The 15,745-nt window shown below is 71.1% G+C and carries 15 protein-coding genes; 7 read left to right on the top strand and 8 right to left on the bottom strand.

Translation table 11 applies throughout. The features are described 5' to 3' along the window. Positions 1-6: 6 nt before the first annotated feature. The 4 genes from coaA to POL72_RS06075 all read left to right on the top strand — a co-directional run bounded on the left by coaA (position 7) and on the right by POL72_RS06075 (position 2,811). Positions 7-933: a type I pantothenate kinase gene (gene coaA, locus POL72_RS06090; RefSeq protein WP_272094069.1), complete on the top strand. Its 927-nt coding sequence runs from the start codon at positions 7-9 to the stop codon at positions 931-933. Between the two features lie 21 nt (positions 934-954). Beyond that, the gene (locus POL72_RS06085; protein WP_272094068.1) at positions 955-1,800 is read left to right on the top strand and encodes a hypothetical protein; all 846 of its coding nucleotides are present in this window, start codon (positions 955-957) and stop codon (positions 1,798-1,800) included. Between the two features lie 216 nt (positions 1,801-2,016). After that, entirely contained in the window at positions 2,017-2,466 is a 450-nt protein-coding gene (locus tag POL72_RS06080) for a hypothetical protein (protein ID WP_272094067.1), read from the top strand. A gap of 45 nt (positions 2,467-2,511) precedes the next feature. Then, entirely contained in the window at positions 2,512-2,811 is a 300-nt protein-coding gene (locus POL72_RS06075) for a hypothetical protein (protein ID WP_272094066.1), read from the top strand. A 64-nt stretch (positions 2,812-2,875) separates the two neighbouring features. Here POL72_RS06075 and POL72_RS06070 read toward each other — a convergent pair whose 3' ends face one another. The 3 genes from POL72_RS06070 to POL72_RS06060 are packed head-to-tail and all read right to left on the bottom strand — an operon-like array spanning position 2,876 to position 5,625. Beyond that, on the bottom strand, positions 2,876-3,958 hold the full coding sequence (locus tag POL72_RS06070; protein ID WP_272094065.1) for an AraC family transcriptional regulator: 1,083 nt from the start codon (positions 3,956-3,958) through the stop codon (positions 2,876-2,878). Between the two features lie 12 nt (positions 3,959-3,970). After that, positions 3,971-5,233, bottom strand: a complete 1,263-nt coding sequence (locus POL72_RS06065; protein WP_272094064.1) for an RNA polymerase sigma factor — start codon at positions 5,231-5,233, stop codon at positions 3,971-3,973. Beyond that, positions 5,233-5,625, bottom strand: a complete 393-nt coding sequence (locus tag POL72_RS06060) for a YciI family protein (RefSeq protein WP_272094063.1) — start codon at positions 5,623-5,625, stop codon at positions 5,233-5,235. Before POL72_RS06060 ends, POL72_RS06065 begins: the two co-directional genes overlap by 1 nt. 510 nt (positions 5,626-6,135) lie before the next feature. Between POL72_RS06060 and POL72_RS06055 the strand changes: the two genes are divergently transcribed. After that, complete coding sequence (locus tag POL72_RS06055; RefSeq protein WP_272094062.1) at positions 6,136-7,068, top strand: DUF2935 domain-containing protein; 933 nt, start codon at positions 6,136-6,138, stop codon at positions 7,066-7,068. Positions 7,069-7,226: 158 nt separating this feature from the next. Then, a complete protein-coding gene (locus POL72_RS06050) occupies positions 7,227-7,592 on the top strand; it encodes a DUF4180 domain-containing protein (protein WP_272094061.1) in 366 nt (121 codons plus the stop codon). Positions 7,593-7,683: 91 nt separating this feature from the next. Here the strand turns inward: POL72_RS06050 and POL72_RS06045 are convergent, their stop codons facing one another. Both POL72_RS06045 and POL72_RS06040 read right to left on the bottom strand, forming a co-directional pair. Next, positions 7,684-8,874: an endo-1,4-beta-xylanase gene (locus tag POL72_RS06045; RefSeq protein WP_272094060.1), complete on the bottom strand. Its 1,191-nt coding sequence runs from the start codon at positions 8,872-8,874 to the stop codon at positions 7,684-7,686. A gap of 159 nt (positions 8,875-9,033) precedes the next feature. Next, the gene (locus tag POL72_RS06040) at positions 9,034-9,300 is read right to left on the bottom strand and encodes a DUF6289 family protein (protein ID WP_272094059.1); all 267 of its coding nucleotides are present in this window, start codon (positions 9,298-9,300) and stop codon (positions 9,034-9,036) included. 394 nt (positions 9,301-9,694) lie between these two features. Here POL72_RS06040 and POL72_RS06035 point away from each other — a divergent pair, with 394 nt between their 5' ends. Then, positions 9,695-13,585 (top strand): ATP-binding protein, encoded by a 3,891-nt coding sequence (locus tag POL72_RS06035; protein ID WP_272094058.1) that lies wholly within the window; start codon positions 9,695-9,697, stop codon positions 13,583-13,585. A gap of 57 nt (positions 13,586-13,642) precedes the next feature. Here the strand turns inward: POL72_RS06035 and POL72_RS06030 are convergent, their stop codons facing one another. The 3 genes from POL72_RS06030 to POL72_RS06020 form a co-directional block, all read right to left on the bottom strand. Beyond that, positions 13,643-14,146, bottom strand: a complete 504-nt coding sequence (locus POL72_RS06030) for an SRPBCC family protein (RefSeq protein ID WP_272094057.1) — start codon at positions 14,144-14,146, stop codon at positions 13,643-13,645. Positions 14,147-14,181: 35 nt separating this feature from the next. After that, positions 14,182-14,598, bottom strand: coding sequence for a VOC family protein (locus tag POL72_RS06025; RefSeq protein ID WP_272094056.1), 417 nt, complete (start codon positions 14,596-14,598; stop codon positions 14,182-14,184). Between the two features lie 165 nt (positions 14,599-14,763). Then, the gene (locus tag POL72_RS06020) at positions 14,764-15,714 is read right to left on the bottom strand and encodes a sigma-70 family RNA polymerase sigma factor (protein ID WP_272094055.1); all 951 of its coding nucleotides are present in this window, start codon (positions 15,712-15,714) and stop codon (positions 14,764-14,766) included. Positions 15,715-15,745 lie beyond the last annotated feature (31 nt).

The following is a 15,745-nucleotide window of genomic DNA, read 5'->3' as shown; positions in this document are numbered from 1 at the left end:
CCGACCATGGATGCCGTCACGACCTACGAGGTCTTCTCCGCCGCGCAGTGGGCCGGCCTGCGCGCGGCCACGCCGCTCCCCCTCACCGAGGCCGACCTCGTGGTCCTCCGGAGCCTCAACGATCGGCTCTCGCTCGACGAGGTCGCGACGATCTACTTGCCGCTCTCCCGGCTGCTCAACCTGCACGTCGGCGCGGCGCAGCAGCTCCGCCGCGTGAAGGACACATTCCTCGGCCGCCCCGTCGGGCGGCGGCCTTTCGTGATCGGCATCGCGGGTTCGGTCGCGGTGGGCAAGAGCACGACCGCGCGCGTGCTGCAGGCGCTGCTCGCGCGGTGGCCCGACCACCCGCGGGTGGATCTGGTGACCACCGACGGCTTCCTGTACCCCAACGCGGTGCTCGCCTCGCGCGCCGGCCTGCACCGCAAGGGTTTTCCAGAGAGCTACGATCTGCGGCGGCTCGTGCAGTTCCTCGCCGACCTGGAGGCCGGCGTCGAGGCGATCGACGTGCCCGTGTACTCGCACGCCACCTACGACGTGGTCGTCGGGAAGGCGCAGACCGTGAGGCAGCCCGACATCGTGGTCCTCGAGGGGCTGAACGTCCTGCAGGGCCCTGACCGCACCGCGGCGATCGCCGTCAGCGACTTCTTCGACCTCGGGATCTACGTCCACGCGGACGAGGCCGACCTCGAACGATGGTACATCGAGCGCTTCCTCGCGCTGCGGGCCACGGCGTTCCGCGACCCGACCTCCTATTTCCACCGCTATGCCGCGATGGACGACGACGAGGCGCGCGCGTTCGCGTTGCAGATCTGGCGCACGATCAACGGCCCCAACCTCACCGAGAACATCCTGCCGACGCGCGCGCGCGCCGACGTCGTGCTCGAGAAGGGGCCTGACCACGCGGTGCGCGCCGTGCAGCTCCGCCGGCTCTGATCCAAGAGGAGGATTGTCGCCATGGACTGGAAAGAGAGTTGTCGCTCCCGCCTCCGCCAGCACCTCGACGCGCACGGCGACATCGCTCCGCCGTGGGAGCGCTTCCCCGACTACGAGCGCTACACGATCGGCTGGCGGATGGGCTCCGGTGAAGACTGGATGGGGATGTGGGGCGTCTTTCTCGAGCAGCTCGCGCCGGACCGCGAGACACGCATCGCCTACCTGCGACGCCACCCTCCCGCGCCGATCACCTGGGCAGAGGCCGTTCACAAGGTGTTGCACCCGACGGATGATCGGGCAGAGGACGAGGAGGAGGACGGCGACGGGGAGGACCCTATCGCGGCGGCCTCGCGTCGCTCGGCGCTCCTGGAGCAGGGGCTCATCGCGAGCGACGTCTCCTTCACCATATGGGTCGGCCAGCAGGACGGCGTGCGTTGGCCCTGGGAATCGTACGAGACGCCCGAGAAGGCGGCCCGCTACAACACCCGCGAGCTCTGGTTCTGGTCGCGCCAGGTCGCCGAGCTGCGGAGAGGCGACGGATGGACGCCTCCCGCCGTGCCGGAGGGGTGGCGAGCGTGCGCGACAGCGCTCGCGAGCGGCGACGCAGATCCGATCGAGCCTCGCAATGGGCTCCTTTCGCTGGCTCGACTGCTCTGCGCCGGCTACGTCAAGGCGCCTTGGCAGCTCGGCCTGGAGCCCGCCGACTTCGCCGATTCTTTTGAGGACGACATGGGTTATGTCGACGCGTTCCGCTTGTGGGGAATGTCTGCCTTCGATGACGCCCACCAGCTGGGTCGTTACCTCGAGGCCACCCGAGTCGCGCCGGGCTGGGAGGCCTGGATAGCGGAACATTTCCCCGTGGATTGAACGGCGGACCCGGTCTGACCCACTCGCCCTGGGTCAGCTGACGCAAGCTGGGTCAGGTCACCACACAGGCCGACGCAACCGGGGTCAGGTCGCCTCCTGGGCCGGGGGGCGCCCAACCTGGGTCGGGTCGGTGGCGCCGGAGGCGTGGCCGAGCGGGCCAACAACTTGGCCGTACGGGCAAAGGCCGGCTCCAGCCGCGGGGCGTAGCTTCCCGGCATGCTGCTCGCCGCTCACCGCACCTCCCGCTTCCCTCGGACCCGCGCCCTCGTGGCCGCTGCCCTGCTGGTCGGGCCCGTGGCCGCCGGCAGCTGGCTCGGCTTCCACTCCGCCGCGCATCCTGGGACGCACGCTGACCTGAACGCCGCGGGAGACGCGCCGCCCGGCAGCCCGCTCGGCGATCTATCGAGATCCCTCGGCGACCTCGCGCCCGTTGTCGGCGTCGTCGAGGAGCGGCTCGCAGCGGGGAGCTATACCTACCTCGCCGTGCGGCCGGACGGCGGCAGCCCGATGTGGGCCGTGACCCTCGGCAGCGGACAGCCGGTGGGCGCGCGCGTCTCGGTCAGGAGCTTCGGCCGGCGCACGGAGTTCACGTCTCGCCGCCTGCAGCGGACCTTCCCCGTGCTCGTCTTCGGCGTGGTCTCGCCCGTGCGCGTCGACGATCGCTGATTTGCACCCGACAACATCACTCACTTCCCTGTCATGAGGTTCATCATGTCTCGAATCGATTTGATGGGGCCCATCCTCGCCCAGCTGCCCGCGCAGGAAGGGCTGATCGGCTTCACGCTCGGAACGTCGGCGAAGTGCGGCTATGCAAGGACCATCACGGTGTGGAAGGACGAAGAGGCGATGGGGAAGTTCGTGATGTCGGACGCCCACCTCTCGGCGATGAGCGCGGCGAGCGCGGTCAGCGTCCACGGCGTCGTGACCCAGTGGACCGTCGGCGCGGGGGATCTCCCGCTGTCGTGGGAAGCGGCGAGAGAGAAGGTCGCCGCCGCCGAGATATCGTACTGAGGCCGGGCGCGCTCGACGGCCGCGGCCCGAGGCCCCGCGCCAGGCGGGCCCATCGCCCCAGCGGTCAGCCGCCGTCCGCCGCGCGGTCCACGCCTGCGGCGGCGCGGCGCCCCCGGCCGCCGCGCGTGTCCTCACGGAACCGGCCGGGCGTCCTCCCGGACCAGCGCTTGAAGGCCCGCGCGAAGGCCGTCACCTCCGAGAACCCCAGCACAAAGGCGATCTCCGACATCGATGTGTCGCTCTCGCGGAGCAGCTCCTCGGCGGTCTGACGGCGCACCTCGCCAACGAGCTGCCGCAACGTCGTCCCCTCGTCCTCGAGGTGCCGCCGCAGCGTGCGCTCGCTCGTCCCGAGCCGCCGCGCTACGGCGGTCGCCGACGGCTCGCCCGAGGCGAGGAGGTGCGCGATGACGTCACGCGCCCGAGCGGACATGGGCGACGCGTCAACGACGCGACGGCGGCGGAGCTCCTCCGCGTGCTGGTGGAAGAACGCGCTCAGGGCCGGGTTCGCGTCGCGAGGCACGAGGTCCAGCAACGACGGTGGGAAGGCAAAGCCATCGCGGGGCGCGTCGAACTCGACAGGGCAGCGGAAGAAGTCCCGGTGCGCGGCGAGATCGCGCGGCGCGGCGTGGCGGAAGCAGACCCGGAGCGGCGAGAACTCGACGCCAGCGCACTGGCGGAAGCAACGGATGTACACCGCCAGGCTGCACTCTGTCGCGACGCGCGCGCCCAGCGTGAAGCGGGGCGCGCGGTGCATCTCCGCGAACGGAGCGTCCCGGTCCGTCGTGGTATCGGTCACCCAGCGCGGTGTATCCTGCAGGAGCACCATGTAGCGGTCGACACGGTCGAGCGCCTCACGGGCGCTCGCGCTCGTCATGACCGCGAAGCCCATGACGTGCATCTCCTCCATGCGCGTCCGCGCGGCGAGGCGGATGGGCGCCCCGGGATCGTCGAGCGCGCGTACCAGGTGCGCCCACAGGGCGCCGAACGACGTCACCGGTATGCGGCTGTCCGCGTCGGTCAGCGACTCGGCGGAGACGCCGGCGACCTCGAGAAGATCGCCGTGGCGGAGCCCGCGAGAGGCGGCATACGAGATCACCCGGCCGACGATGGCCATGGACACCGTGGGCCGCGACGGGGAAGACGGCATGGACGAGCGAGTCTATCTCATCGCGTCGCTCAGCCGGGCCGCCTGCGTCGCCAGGTAGTTCTGCTCCGGGACGCTCGTCGTGCGGCTGGCCGCGCGCCTGTAGTGCGCGATCGCCGCCTCGCGATCGCCGGCCCGCTCCAGGAGGTGCGCGCGGGCGGCGTCGAGGCGGTGATGACCCGAGAGGCGCGCGTCGGCGTCGAGCGCCTTCAGTAGATCGAGCCCCGCCCGAGGGCCGTGCACCATCGCGGTCGCGATCGCGTGGCTGAGCGCCACCATGGGATTGTCGGACATCCGCATCAGCACGCCGTACAGCGCCAGGATCTGCGGCCAGTCCGTGTCCTCGGCCCGCGCCGCCTCGTCGTGCACCGCCGCGATCGCGGCTTGCACCTGGTACGCGCCGATCGAGCCCCTCGACAGCGCCGCCGTGACGAGCGCGACGCCCTCGGCGATCGCGCGCTGATCCCACAGGCCTCGATCCTGCTCCGCGAGCGGGATCAGCTCGCCCAGAGGCCCGGTCCGCGCCGCGCGCCGCGCGTCGGTCAGGAGCATGAGCGCGAGGAGGCCCGCGACCTCGCCGTCGTCCGGGAGGAGCGCGTGCACGGCGCGCGTCAGGCGGATCGCCTCGCCCGACAGATCGTCGCGGTGCAGCGCGGGGCCGGAGCTCGAGGTGTAACCCTCGTTGAAGATCAGGTAGAGCACGTGCAGGACGGCGCCGAGGCGCTCCGCGCGCGCCTCGGGCGTCGGCCGCTCGAACGGTACGCCGGACGCCTTGATGGTCTGCTTGGCCCGGCTGATCCGCTGCGCCATGGTCGCCTCCGGGACCAGGAACGCCCTTGCGATCTCGGGGGTCGTCAGGCCGCCGACGGCGCGCAGGGTCAGCGCGATCGCGGACGGCGTGGACAGCGCGGGGTGGCAGCACATGAACAGCAAGGTGAGGGTGTCGTCCTCGAGCGGCGCCTCGTCGCTGTCGGCGGCGAGGGCGATCTGCAGCTCGGGCGGCACGAGGCTGACCACGATCGCCTCGCGGCGGCGGCGCGCCGCCTCGCTCCGGACGTGATCGGCGATGCGCCGCGACGCCACGTGGATCAGCCAGGCGCGCGGCTCGTCGGGCACGCCCTCGCGCGGCCACTGCGTGGCCGCCGCGATCAGCGCCTCCTGGACCGCGTCCTCCGCGGCGCCGAAATCTCGGAATCGCCGCATGACGGCGCCGAGCACCTGCGGCGCGAGATCGCGCAGCAGGCGCTCGGCCGTGGGGCCCTGGGACGGAGAGGCCACTAGAGATCGACGGGCGGCGCGCTCATCACCTCTCGCACCTCGATTCCCATGTTGAGCGGCGCGCCGCCGGGGCCGGGCGCGGCGGACGCCTGCGCGGCGATCTCGTATGCCCGCTCGGGGCTCTCGACGTCCACGATCCAGTACCCGGCGAGGAACTCCTTGGTCTCCGGGAACACCCCGTCGGTGATCGGCGCGCCGTCCTTGCCTGCGCGCACGAGCTTGGCCTGGTCGGGCCCCGCCAGGCCCTCGGCCGCCACGAGCTCGCCCGACTCGCTGAGCTTCCTGTGGAAGCTCTTCATGAACGCGATGTGCGCCTGGAAGTCCTTCTGCTGCCAGTTGGCGACCTGGTACGGCCCCCCGCACGGGGTGTTCATCATCAGGATGTACTTCATGATCGGCTCCTTTTCTTCGCTGCCGCCCCGGGATCGGGCGCGCCTTCGTGGGGATGTCGGAGCCGAGGGCGGGTCCTCGACATCCCGGGCGACGATAGCGAAGAAATCTGGAAGCCGACACAAAGGACGGCCGTGTGTGAATGTGGGTGCGTTGAAGGCGCCAGCGGGGGTGTGCAGGTCTGTCGTCGCGAGCGTCTGTCCTCCACGGCGCGATGTGCTCCACGGTCGCAGGTAGTCGGTAGAGGAGGGGCGATGTGCTCTGTCTTCGCAGGGCGCCGCCCGCGAGGCGGCCCATCACGGGCGGATTCCGCGGGTGACGTCCGGCGCGCCTCCAAGCGACCACTCTGCTGACGAGGCGCTCGGGCGTGGTGATTCCGCGCGTCACCGGCCGTCGTGATCGGTGAGGCGCGCGCCGGCTGACCGCCCTGCGAGTCGACTCCTTGGCTCGGGCGCAGGACATGCACCCTCACGCTCCGATTCTCACGGATGCATCAACCTGGAGGAGCGTCGATGGAGAAGCGTGTTCCGCAAGGGAAACTTGGACGCCGGCGATTCGCCGGCGGCGCGATGGCCACCGCGGGTGCCTCGCTGCTCGCCACACCGAGCCTCGCGCTCCCCGACAAGAGCTACGCGGTCTGCGAGTCGATCGCGCCTCTCGCCCTCCCGGAAGGGGTCGCCTATACGCCCGGCATCTCCGTCGACCGGCGCTCGAGGAAGCCGGTCTTCCTGCCCGCCCCGGGCGCCGGCTATGCAGCGCACGCCGTCTCGGAGGTCCTCTTCTGGACGGACCAGATGATGGAACATGCGTTCTTCATCGCGCTGCTCATGCCCGGCGACCACCTCCGCGGGCCCCGGGACGAGGCGCGGCAGTACCAGAACCTCTTCGCCAGGCACTTCCTCGCGGCGCGCGACCGGGGCTATGGTGATTACGGGATCTCCTCGCTCCTCGCCTCGATGCGGCCGAGCGTCCAGCGGTTCATCGAGTACAAGCGCCGCATGCAGCGCGCGCAGGAGAGCGGCTCGCTCCGGAGCCTCGTCTGGCCGCTCTTCTTCGACCACATCGCGCGGGAGGCCGAGCGCTTCGTCGCCCGGCTCGATCGGCTCGCGTACGGCAACACCGCGCTCGAGAGCGACGAAATCGGGGCGTTCTGGACGACGATCATGGCGGAGCACCTCGAGTTCATCGCGCACCTGCTCGACCCGCAGGAGCGCGCGCTCATCGACCAGGCGACCGCGCGCGCCGGGCAGCTGTACCAGGCGCACGAGTTCCGGGTCGAGAGCGGGCAGCTCGCGACGATGGCCGACGAGGTCATCGACTTCAAGACGGCCGCGGAACAGGGCATCGAGACGGGGCAGATCAAGAGCATCATCGAGCCGACGCTCGCCGATCACGTGCTCCGCGAGGCGGTGAGGTTCTCCGACGAGGTCAGGCGCGCCCAGTGACGCCCGGGGCGCCGCGCGGCAGGGGCGAGCACGGCCGTCGTCCGGGCCGCCGCGCGCTGCCGCCTGTACAGCGGCCGCTCGGTGGGATTACCCTGGTCGCGGGCCGAGCGGAGCTCTCCGCCGAGCCCGCGGCGCAGAGGCGGTGTCGGAGGGGTGCCATGGATCTGGCGGTGGTCGACGAGGGCGGTGTGCAGTTCGTGGAGGGGTCGCCGGACCACGGGCTCATGGCGAGCGTCCGCGACGTCGACCGCGTGATCGAGGCCTGTTTTTCGGGCGGCGTGCGGTGTGCGCTCCTCCACCCGGCGAACCTGACGGCGGCCTTCTTCGACCTCAGCTCAGGGGAGGCTGGGGAGATCCTGCAGAAGCTGAGAAACTACTGGATCCGGCTCGCGGTGGTGTGCCCTCCGGGGGCCGTTGATTTCAGCAGCCGGTTCGGGGAGATGGTGGCCGAGGAGCGCCGCGGTCAGCATTTCGGCGTGTTCGAGGCGCGTCACGCCGCGATCGCGTGGCTCGGCCGGACGTAGCCCTGGCGGCCCGGCCGACAGCGCCTCTTCCGCCATCGCCGCCTCCGGCGCAGCCAGACCTCGATCTCGAGCGCTCACCACGCAGGCGGGATCACTGGCCGCGACCGAGGAAGTCCATGAGCCAGGCCATGGCCGGCCGCATCGTGCCGTCCGGGTGCATGAGGCCCGTGCTGTCCCGCCAGGTGGAGCCGACGATGTAACCGTACAGGGTGATGCCTTTGACGGCGCTGTGGTTGTAGAGCATCGTGAACTGCTCCTCCATCACCCTGCGCTGCTCGTCGTCGTCCGCGATGTCGATGTCGAGCTCGGTGATGTACACGGGCAGGCCCATGGCGGCGAACCTGTCGAGGAAGCCCTTCACGGTGCCGGCGTCCTTCTTGTACACGTCGTGGGCCTCCGCGCCGACGGCGTCGATCGGGGCGCCCGCCTCCAGCGCCGCGCTCAGCATCGCGACGAAGCGGTCGTGGTCGCTCTGGTACTCGATGATGTTGTAGTCGTTGAGGATCAGGGTCGCGTCCGGGCAGAACTCGCGAGCCCACTTGAAGGAGTTGACGATCCAGTCGACTCCGCTCTCGCCGTCGCCGCCGATGGCGCTCTTGAAGGAAGGCGTGGTGTGGGGCGGCGGCTCGTTCACGACGACGATGTACTTCGTCTCGGGGTATCGCTGACAGAACGCCTGCATCCAGTCCATCACGGCCTGCCGCTGCTCCTCCGCGGAGAGGCGCCCGAGCCAGCCCTGGCTCGTGGCTCCCCACACGAAGGATTGCTGCATGAAGGGGATGTCGTTGTCCTGCGCGTACTTGTAGATCGCGTCGAGCCTGCTCCAGTCTCGCTCGCCGCGGGACGGCTCGACGGCGCTCCACTTGCCCTCGACCTCGGGCGTGATCTGGTCCCAGTACCGGACGAAGCCGTCGCGCACGGCGCGGTCCGTCGTGATGTTGCCGACGAACTTGCCGGCGCCCGTGCTGCTCGAGCCGCCCGACCCGTCGCTGGAGCCGCCGACCCCGGAGCTGGTGGTTCCAGAACCTCCGGAGCCGCCGTCACCCGAGCCGCCCGCGCTCGACGAGCCGCCCGCACCAGAGCCAGCAGCGCTCGTGCTGCCCGTGTCAGCTCCGCCGGCGCCCGTCGTGCCGGCGTTGCCGCCATGGCCGCCCGCGCTCGACGAGCCGCCCGGCGCATCGTCGCCCCGGTCCACCCGGCCAGAGCAGCCGGAGAGGGCCACGATTCCGAGCGCGATGCTGGCTGTGCCGTACAACCATCGAGAAGAACGGTTCTTGTTCATGCCGATCTGAAGATCCCCCCCGAATTTTCGGGAAAATTCACAGGGAGACGGGGAGAAAATCCAACGGATCCCCCGTCTCCCTGTTCAATTCCTCTCGCAAGCTGAACGACTGGGGCCGGCGATAGCCATCGAGCCGGCCGCCGTTCACCGGCGCTTCCCTCAGCGAGGAGGCGGTGTGCAGGTGAAGCACCCGCCGCACTCGTAGTGCTGCGTCGTGGTGCCCCACGCGATCCGGTTGTTGCAGCAGTCGCGGCCGTACTGGCCGACGACCGTGTCGTGGCTCTCGTCGCTGTAAAAGGTGCAATTCCCCCCGGGCGCCGCCGCGCTCGAGGGGACCAGCAGGGCAGTGGTGCCCAACATCGCTGCGCCTGCCGTCAGGGCAGCGAAGAAGTACCGAATGCGGGCAGCAGGGCTGAGACGACGCATGGACGCTCCTCTTGCAATGGGAGGCCATTTCGGCCTCCGAAGTTATGCGAGAGAGCTTAGACCGATTGTTCGGATCGAGCAAGCGCTCCGCGCCGGAGTGGTCTTTGCGGAGCTCTGTAAATATTCATTCGGCGGCAGGAGGGCCGCGCGTCCGCGCGTGATTTCAGGAGATGATGAGAGCGCGCGCGAGCCTCTGCGAGGGCGCCACGGAGGTGTCCCGCAGATGGTGGAGTGATTGAGGTGTCAAGGAAATTCAGTCGCCCCGATGGGGCTGGGCCGGCGTATCTGCGCGGTACCCATCGAGGTGGTCGTCGATCCGAGCGGGCGACCGGACCCAACGTGACGGCGCCGAAGATGGCTGGACTCGGCTGTGGTAAGAAAGCAGGTGTCCGCCATGACGAGACGGCGCACCGGCCAGCGCGACCGCGTCGAGGAGCGGACCGGCGTGGGGCGCGTCGGGGAAGCGGGCGCCGGGGCTGGGCCGGATCCGGCCGGCGGCGCGCTCGCTGGCGGCGGGGAGATGGGGGCGCTGATACGCTCGATCGACTGGTCGCAGACGGCGCTGGGCCCGGTCGAGGCATGGCCCCAGTCGCTGCGGACAGCGCTGTCCATCCTGCTCTCGTCCGAACACCCCATGTTCCTCTGGTGGGGTCGGGAGCTCATCCAGTTTTACAACGACGGCTACCGCCCGATCCTCGGGTCCACGAAGCACCCGGCCGCCATGGGTCAGGCGGGCCGCGAGTGCTGGAAGGAGATCTGGGAGATCATCGAGCCGATGATCGAGAAGGTCTTCGCGGGAGGGGCCACCTACGTCCGCGATGGCCTGCTCGTCCTCGATCGGCACGGCTTCATGGAGGAGTGCTACTTCAGCTACGGTCAGAGCCCCATCCGGGACGAGAGTGGCGCTGTCGCGGGCATCCTCGTCGCTTGCTCCGAGAGCACAGGGTACATCCTCGGACAGCGACGGCTGCAGATCCTCGGGGCCCTGGCGGCGAGGGCGGCTGACGCCAGGAGCGTTCAGGACGTCTGTCGGGTGATGATGGAGACCCTGGCTGAGGCCGGGCGCGACGTGCCCTTCGCCCTGCTCTATCTCGTGGACGACGACGCCGCGCCCGCCCGGCTCGCAGGGACCGCCGGGCTCGACCCGGGCCACGCGGCGGCGCCGGCGGCGGTGGAGCTCGGCGCGGCGGCCGGCGCGGTGTGGCCGCTTCACCGCGTGTTGCGCGAGGACGTGGAGGTGGATCTGTCGGAGCTGCCCGCAGGCGTCGGCTCCCTTCCGGGAGGGCCGTGGCCGGAGGCCGCCCGCCAGGCGGTGGTGCTGCCGCTCCCCCGCGCCGGCAACGGAGGTCGCCCGGCCGGCTTCCTCGTCGCGGGCGCCAGCCCCCGGCTGGTGCTGGACGACGACTACCGCCGCTTCCTGCGGCTCCTGGCCGGCCACGGCGCCGCGGCCCTCCAGAACGCCCGGGCCAGCGAGGAGGAGCGGCGCAGGCTGGACGCGCTCGCCGAGCTCGACCGCGCCAAGACGGTGTTCTTCAGCAACATCAGCCACGAGTTCCGCACGCCGCTCACGCTGATCCTGGGGCCCGTCGAGGACGGCCTCTCGGACGCCGAGCACCCCTTGCCCGCGCCTCAGCGCGACCGCCTCGCGATCATTTACCGCAACAGCCTCCGGCTCCTCCGGCTCGTCAACACGCTGCTCGATTTCTCACGCATCGAGGCGGGCCGCATCCAGGCCAGCTACCAGCCTACCGATCTCGGCTCCTTCACCGCGGAGCTCGCGAGCTCGTTCCGCTCGCTCATGGATCGGGCCGGCCTCGCCCTCACGGTGGAGTGCCCGCCCCTCTCCGAGCCGGCCTACGTCGACCGCGAGCTCTGGGAGAAGATCGTGCTCAACCTCATCTCGAACGCCTTCAAGTTCACGTTTTCGGGGGGCGTCCGGGTGACGCTGGAGGAGGCCGGGGGGCGGATCGTCCTGTCGGTCGAGGACACGGGCACCGGCATTCCGGAGGAGGAGCTGCCGCGCGTGTTCGATCGGTTCTACCGCGTCGAGGGGGCCAGGGGCCGCAGCTACGAGGGCAGCGGCATCGGCCTCGCGCTGGTGCGAGAGCTCGCGAAGCTCCACGGCGGCAGCGTGGCCGTGGAGAGCCGCCTCGGCGCGGGCAGCCGCTTCTCGGTCGCGATCCCGGCCGGGAAGGCGCACCTGCCCGCGGATCGCATCGACCTCGCCCCCGCGCCGGCCGCGGCGGAGGCGCGCGGCGCGGCGCCCTTCCTCGACGAGGCCGCGCAGTGGGGGCGCGACGAGCGGGCGCCGGATGCCCTGCCGGCGGAGGAGCGCCCGGCCCCGAAGCGGCCGGGGCACATCCTCGTCGCGGACGACAACGCGGACATGCGCGATTACGTGCAGCGGCTGCTCCTCGCCGAGCGGTGGACGGTGGAGGCCGTGGCCGACGGCCAGGCCGCGCTGGAGAGCGCCCGCGCCCACGTCCCGGACCTCGTGCTCACCGACGTGATGATGCCGCGGCTCGACGGCTTCGGCCTGCTCAAGGCGCTGCGCGCCGACGAGCGCACCCGCGGCGTCGCCGTGATGATGCTCTCCGCGCGCGCGGGCGAGGAGGTGCGCGTCGACAGCCTCGGGGCCGGCGCCGACGACTTCCTCGTGAAGCCGTTCTCCGCGAGGGAGCTCCTTGCGCGCGTGCGCATCCACGTGGAGCTCGCGCGCCGACGGAGGGAAGCCGAGGGGCAGCGCCAGTACCTGAACGACCTCTTCATGCAGGCCCCGGGGCCCATCGCGATCCTCCGCGGGCCGGAGCACGTCTTCGAGGTGGTCAATCCGCTCTACCAGCAACTGGTCGGCGGACGAGCGCAGGTGGGCAAGCCCATCCTGGCCGCCCTGCCCGAGCTCCAGGGGCAATCCATCCCGGATCTCCTCTACACCGTGACCCGCACCGGTGAGCCCTTCGTGGGAAGGGAGCTCGCGGTGCGGCTCGATCGCAAGGGCAAGGGCACGACGGAGGAGGGCTTCTTCAACTTCGTCTTCCAGCCGATGCGCGACCGCGACGGGGCGGTCGAGGGCATCTTCGTGTTCGCCTTCGAGGTGACCGACCAGGTGAACGCCCGCCGGCGCGTGGAGGCGCTCGTCGAGGCGCTGAAGCTCGCGGATCAGCGCAAGGACGAGTTCCTCGCGACGCTCGCGCACGAGCTCCGCAACCCGCTCGCCGCTATCAGCCTGTCGCTCACGCTGCTCGGCGATCTGGCGGGCGAGGCGCCCAGGTCGGCGCGCTACCGCGAGATCGCCCGGCGGCAGGTGGGCAACCTCGTGCGCCTGGTGGACGATCTCCTCGACGTGTCGCGCATCACGCGCGGCACGGTGGAGCTGCGCCTCGAGGACGTCGATCTCGCGGCGGCGGTGAGGAACGCCGCCGCCGCGGTGAGCCCGGCCGTAGAGGCGCGGCGCCACGCGCTCTCGGTCGAGGTCGGGCCGGGGGACTTCGGGATGCGGGCCGACGCCACGCGGATCGAGCAGGTGGTCACGAACCTCCTGACGAACGCCGCGAAGTACACGCCGCCGGAGGGAGCCATCTCGGTGCGCCTGACCCGGGAGGCGGCGGGCGGCGCGCTCGAGGCCGTGCTGCGGGTGCGCGACACGGGCCGCGGCATCCCGGCGGCGATGCTCGAGCGGGTGTTCGACCTCTTCACGCAGGTCGATCAGACGATCGACCGCAGCACGGGCGGGCTGGGCCTCGGGCTCACGCTGGTGCGGCGGCTGGTGGAGATGCACGGCGGCAGCGTCGTCGCGGAGAGCGCCGGAACGGGCCAGGGCAGCGAGTTCATCGTGCGCCTTCCGCTCGGCCGGGGCGCGGCGCTGCCGCTCGCGGCGGGCGCCGAGCCGCCCGCCGCCCCGCCGCTGGCGGAGGCCGCCGAGCGGCGCCGGGTGCTCGTCGTGGAGGACGTGGAGGACGTGCGCCGGGTGATGAGCGAGTTCATCGAGGCGCTGGGGCACGAGGTGACGGTCGCGGTGGACGGGCTGGACGGCGTGACGAAGCTCCTGGACCTGCGCCCCGAGGTGGCCTTCATCGACATCGGCTTGCCGGGCATCGATGGCCACGAGGTCGCCCGCCGCGCGCGGGCCGCGCCCGGGGGCGACGCGCTCTACCTGGTGGCGTTCTCGGGCTACGGTGGACCCGAGGACCAGGCCACGTCGAGGCAGGCCGGCTTCGACCTGCACCTCACGAAGCCCGTGGGCGGCGCGACGCTGCGGCAGGTGCTCGCCGAGCGGCGCGGGTGAGCGAGCGCGGGCGCGCAGGCCGACGGCGCCGCGCCCGCTCACCGCCGGCCGGTCGGCTCATCGCTGCTGCAGCTGCGCGACCAGATCTTCGAGGCGGTCGTAGCTGATGCCCGCGCCCTTGGGCATCCCGGACGCGAGGACGATGTCGCGCACTTCCGTCGACGGATAACGCACCGTGGCCGTGAGCCGCGTCTTTTCGCCCTCGTCGGTGAAGACCGCCGTCACCACCGTGACGGTGTCCGGAAACTGCTCGAAGATCTCGGTGAACACGAGCCGGCTCGTCGGCGTGATCTCCTGGTTCTCGCCGTGGAAGGCGGCCTCGCCCCCGGGGTGGCGGTTCACGAAGCGCCACTTGCCGCCCGGCCGCAGGTCCATCTCGCAGACGGGCACCGAGTAGCCCTCGCCCAGACAGCCCCACCACCGCCTGATGTGCTCGGGCCTCGTCATCGCCTCGAACACGAGGCGCCTCGGCGCGTCGAACAGGCGCGTCATGCGGACCTCGTCCGCCGACGGCGTCGTGACCTGGAAGCTATCGCTGTTCGCTGTTTGGCTCTCGACCATGGCTCTCCTCCTTCTCTCCTTCGTCGAGGCGCCGGCTACGACTGGATCGCCTCGGGGGCCATCCAGACGACCTCCCAGTGGTGACCATCGATGTCGTAGAAGCTCCAGCCGTACATGAAGCCGTGATCCTGCGGATCCATGGCGTGCGACCCGCCCGCCGCGATCGCCTTCTTCACGATCTCGTCGACCTCGGCCCGGCTGCTGCACGAGAGCGCGAACATCCCCTCCGTGTGCGTGCGCGTGTCGCAGATCTCCCGCTTCGTGAAGCCCTTGAAGAACGGCTCCGCGAGGAGCATCACGAAGGCTTCCTGGCTGACGATCATGCAGGCGGCGTTGCTGTCCGTGAACTGCGGGTTGAACTCGAACCCGAGCTTCGCGAAGAACTCCATCGACCGCTTCAGGTCGCGGACGGCCAGGTTGACGAAGATCTTGCGAGCGCTGTTCGTTGTCATGGTCCTCTTCTCCTGTTCGAGCATGGACGCCGGGTGATGCCGGCCACGAGCGCGGCCAAGGGGGCCGTCGTGCCGGAGTTCACCCCCACAGACCCCCGCCTGCGCCGGGACTCATCGGTCGACAGGAAAAAAAGATCGCCGCCCCGATCCGGCCGGGCGCGGGGGCTACGCGGGGAGCTCGAGCGGCAGGCCGAACCGCGGGAAGAGCGTCTCGGTGTCGAGGAAGGACGTCATGCTGGCGATGCGGTCCCCCGCGAGCTCGAGCACGATGAGCGCCCAGGCCCGGTGGCCGCCCTCCGGCGCGGGGCGGTACTGGCCGAACGCCGGCGAGCCGCAGGCGGCCGTCGGCACGAGCCGCGAGCCGCGGCAGCCCGCGCCCCGGCCCAGCAGCCACGCGCGGATGGCGTCGGGGCCGCGGAGCCAGAGGGTGTAAGGCGGCATCGACAGGGTCGCGTCCTCGTGCAGCAGCGCCGCGAGCCTGTCCACGTCGTACTGCTCGAAGGCGGTGACGTAGCGGTCGACCAGAGCCGCCTCTGGCTCCGGCAGCGTGGCGCGCACGTCGCCGAGATCGCGGCTCGCGAGCGTCGCCCGCGCGCGCTGGAGCGCGCTGTTGATCGCGGCGACCGAGGTGCTGAGGCTGTCGGCGACCTCGGCGGCGGACCACCCGAGCACCTCCGTGAGCAGCAGCGCGGCGCGCTGCTTCGGCGGAAGGTGCTGGAGCGCCGCGACGAACGCGAGGCGGATGCTCTGGCGGAGCACCACCCGCTCCGCGGCGTCGATGTCCGCCGGGAGGGCGTGCGCGTCGGGGACGGGCTCCAGCCAGTGCGTGCGCGGGCGCGTCTGGAGCTCGTCGTCCACGGTGCCGACAGGGCCTTCCTCGAGCGGGCGCGCCCGGCGCGCGCGATCGGCCCGCGCGTCGAGGCAGACGTTCGTCGCGATGCGGTACAGCCAGGTGCGCAGCGACGATCGCCCGTCGAACTTGTCGAGGCTCCGCCAGGCGCGCACCATGGTCTCCTGCACGGCGTCGTCGGCGTCGACCACGGAGCCGAGCATCCGGTAGCAGTGCCCTGTGAGCGCCGCGCGGTGTTCCTCGAGCTGGTCCACGCTCCCTGACATCGCGCCGACGGTACCATCGGTTTTCGGGCGG

The sequence above is a fragment of the Sorangium aterium genome, from assembly GCF_028368935.1.
GTDB lineage: Bacteria > Myxococcota_A > Polyangia > Polyangiales > Polyangiaceae > Sorangium > Sorangium atrum.
Note: the sequence above shows the minus strand (reverse complement) of the source record. Positions and strands in the feature narration are given on the sequence as shown.

Coding starts and splice junctions, on each gene's coding strand:
- coaA (WP_272094069.1), top strand. CDS start 7: ATGGATGCCGTCACGACCTACGAGGTCTTCTCCGCCGCGCAGTGGGCC.
- POL72_RS06085 (WP_272094068.1), top strand. CDS start 955: ATGGACTGGAAAGAGAGTTGTCGCTCCCGCCTCCGCCAGCACCTCGAC.
- POL72_RS06080 (WP_272094067.1), top strand. CDS start 2,017: ATGCTGCTCGCCGCTCACCGCACCTCCCGCTTCCCTCGGACCCGCGCC.
- POL72_RS06075 (WP_272094066.1), top strand. CDS start 2,512: ATGTCTCGAATCGATTTGATGGGGCCCATCCTCGCCCAGCTGCCCGCG.
- POL72_RS06070 (WP_272094065.1), bottom strand. CDS start 3,958: ATGCCGTCTTCCCCGTCGCGGCCCACGGTGTCCATGGCCATCGTCGGC.
- POL72_RS06060 (WP_272094063.1), bottom strand. CDS start 5,625: ATGAAGTACATCCTGATGATGAACACCCCGTGCGGGGGGCCGTACCAG.
- POL72_RS06055 (WP_272094062.1), top strand. CDS start 6,136: ATGGAGAAGCGTGTTCCGCAAGGGAAACTTGGACGCCGGCGATTCGCC.
- POL72_RS06050 (WP_272094061.1), top strand. CDS start 7,227: ATGGATCTGGCGGTGGTCGACGAGGGCGGTGTGCAGTTCGTGGAGGGG.
- POL72_RS06045 (WP_272094060.1), bottom strand. CDS start 8,874: ATGAACAAGAACCGTTCTTCTCGATGGTTGTACGGCACAGCCAGCATC.
- POL72_RS06040 (WP_272094059.1), bottom strand. CDS start 9,300: ATGCGTCGTCTCAGCCCTGCTGCCCGCATTCGGTACTTCTTCGCTGCC.
- POL72_RS06035 (WP_272094058.1), top strand. CDS start 9,695: ATGACGAGACGGCGCACCGGCCAGCGCGACCGCGTCGAGGAGCGGACC.
- POL72_RS06030 (WP_272094057.1), bottom strand. CDS start 14,146: ATGGTCGAGAGCCAAACAGCGAACAGCGATAGCTTCCAGGTCACGACG.
- POL72_RS06025 (WP_272094056.1), bottom strand. CDS start 14,598: ATGACAACGAACAGCGCTCGCAAGATCTTCGTCAACCTGGCCGTCCGC.
- POL72_RS06020 (WP_272094055.1), bottom strand. CDS start 15,714: ATGTCAGGGAGCGTGGACCAGCTCGAGGAACACCGCGCGGCGCTCACA.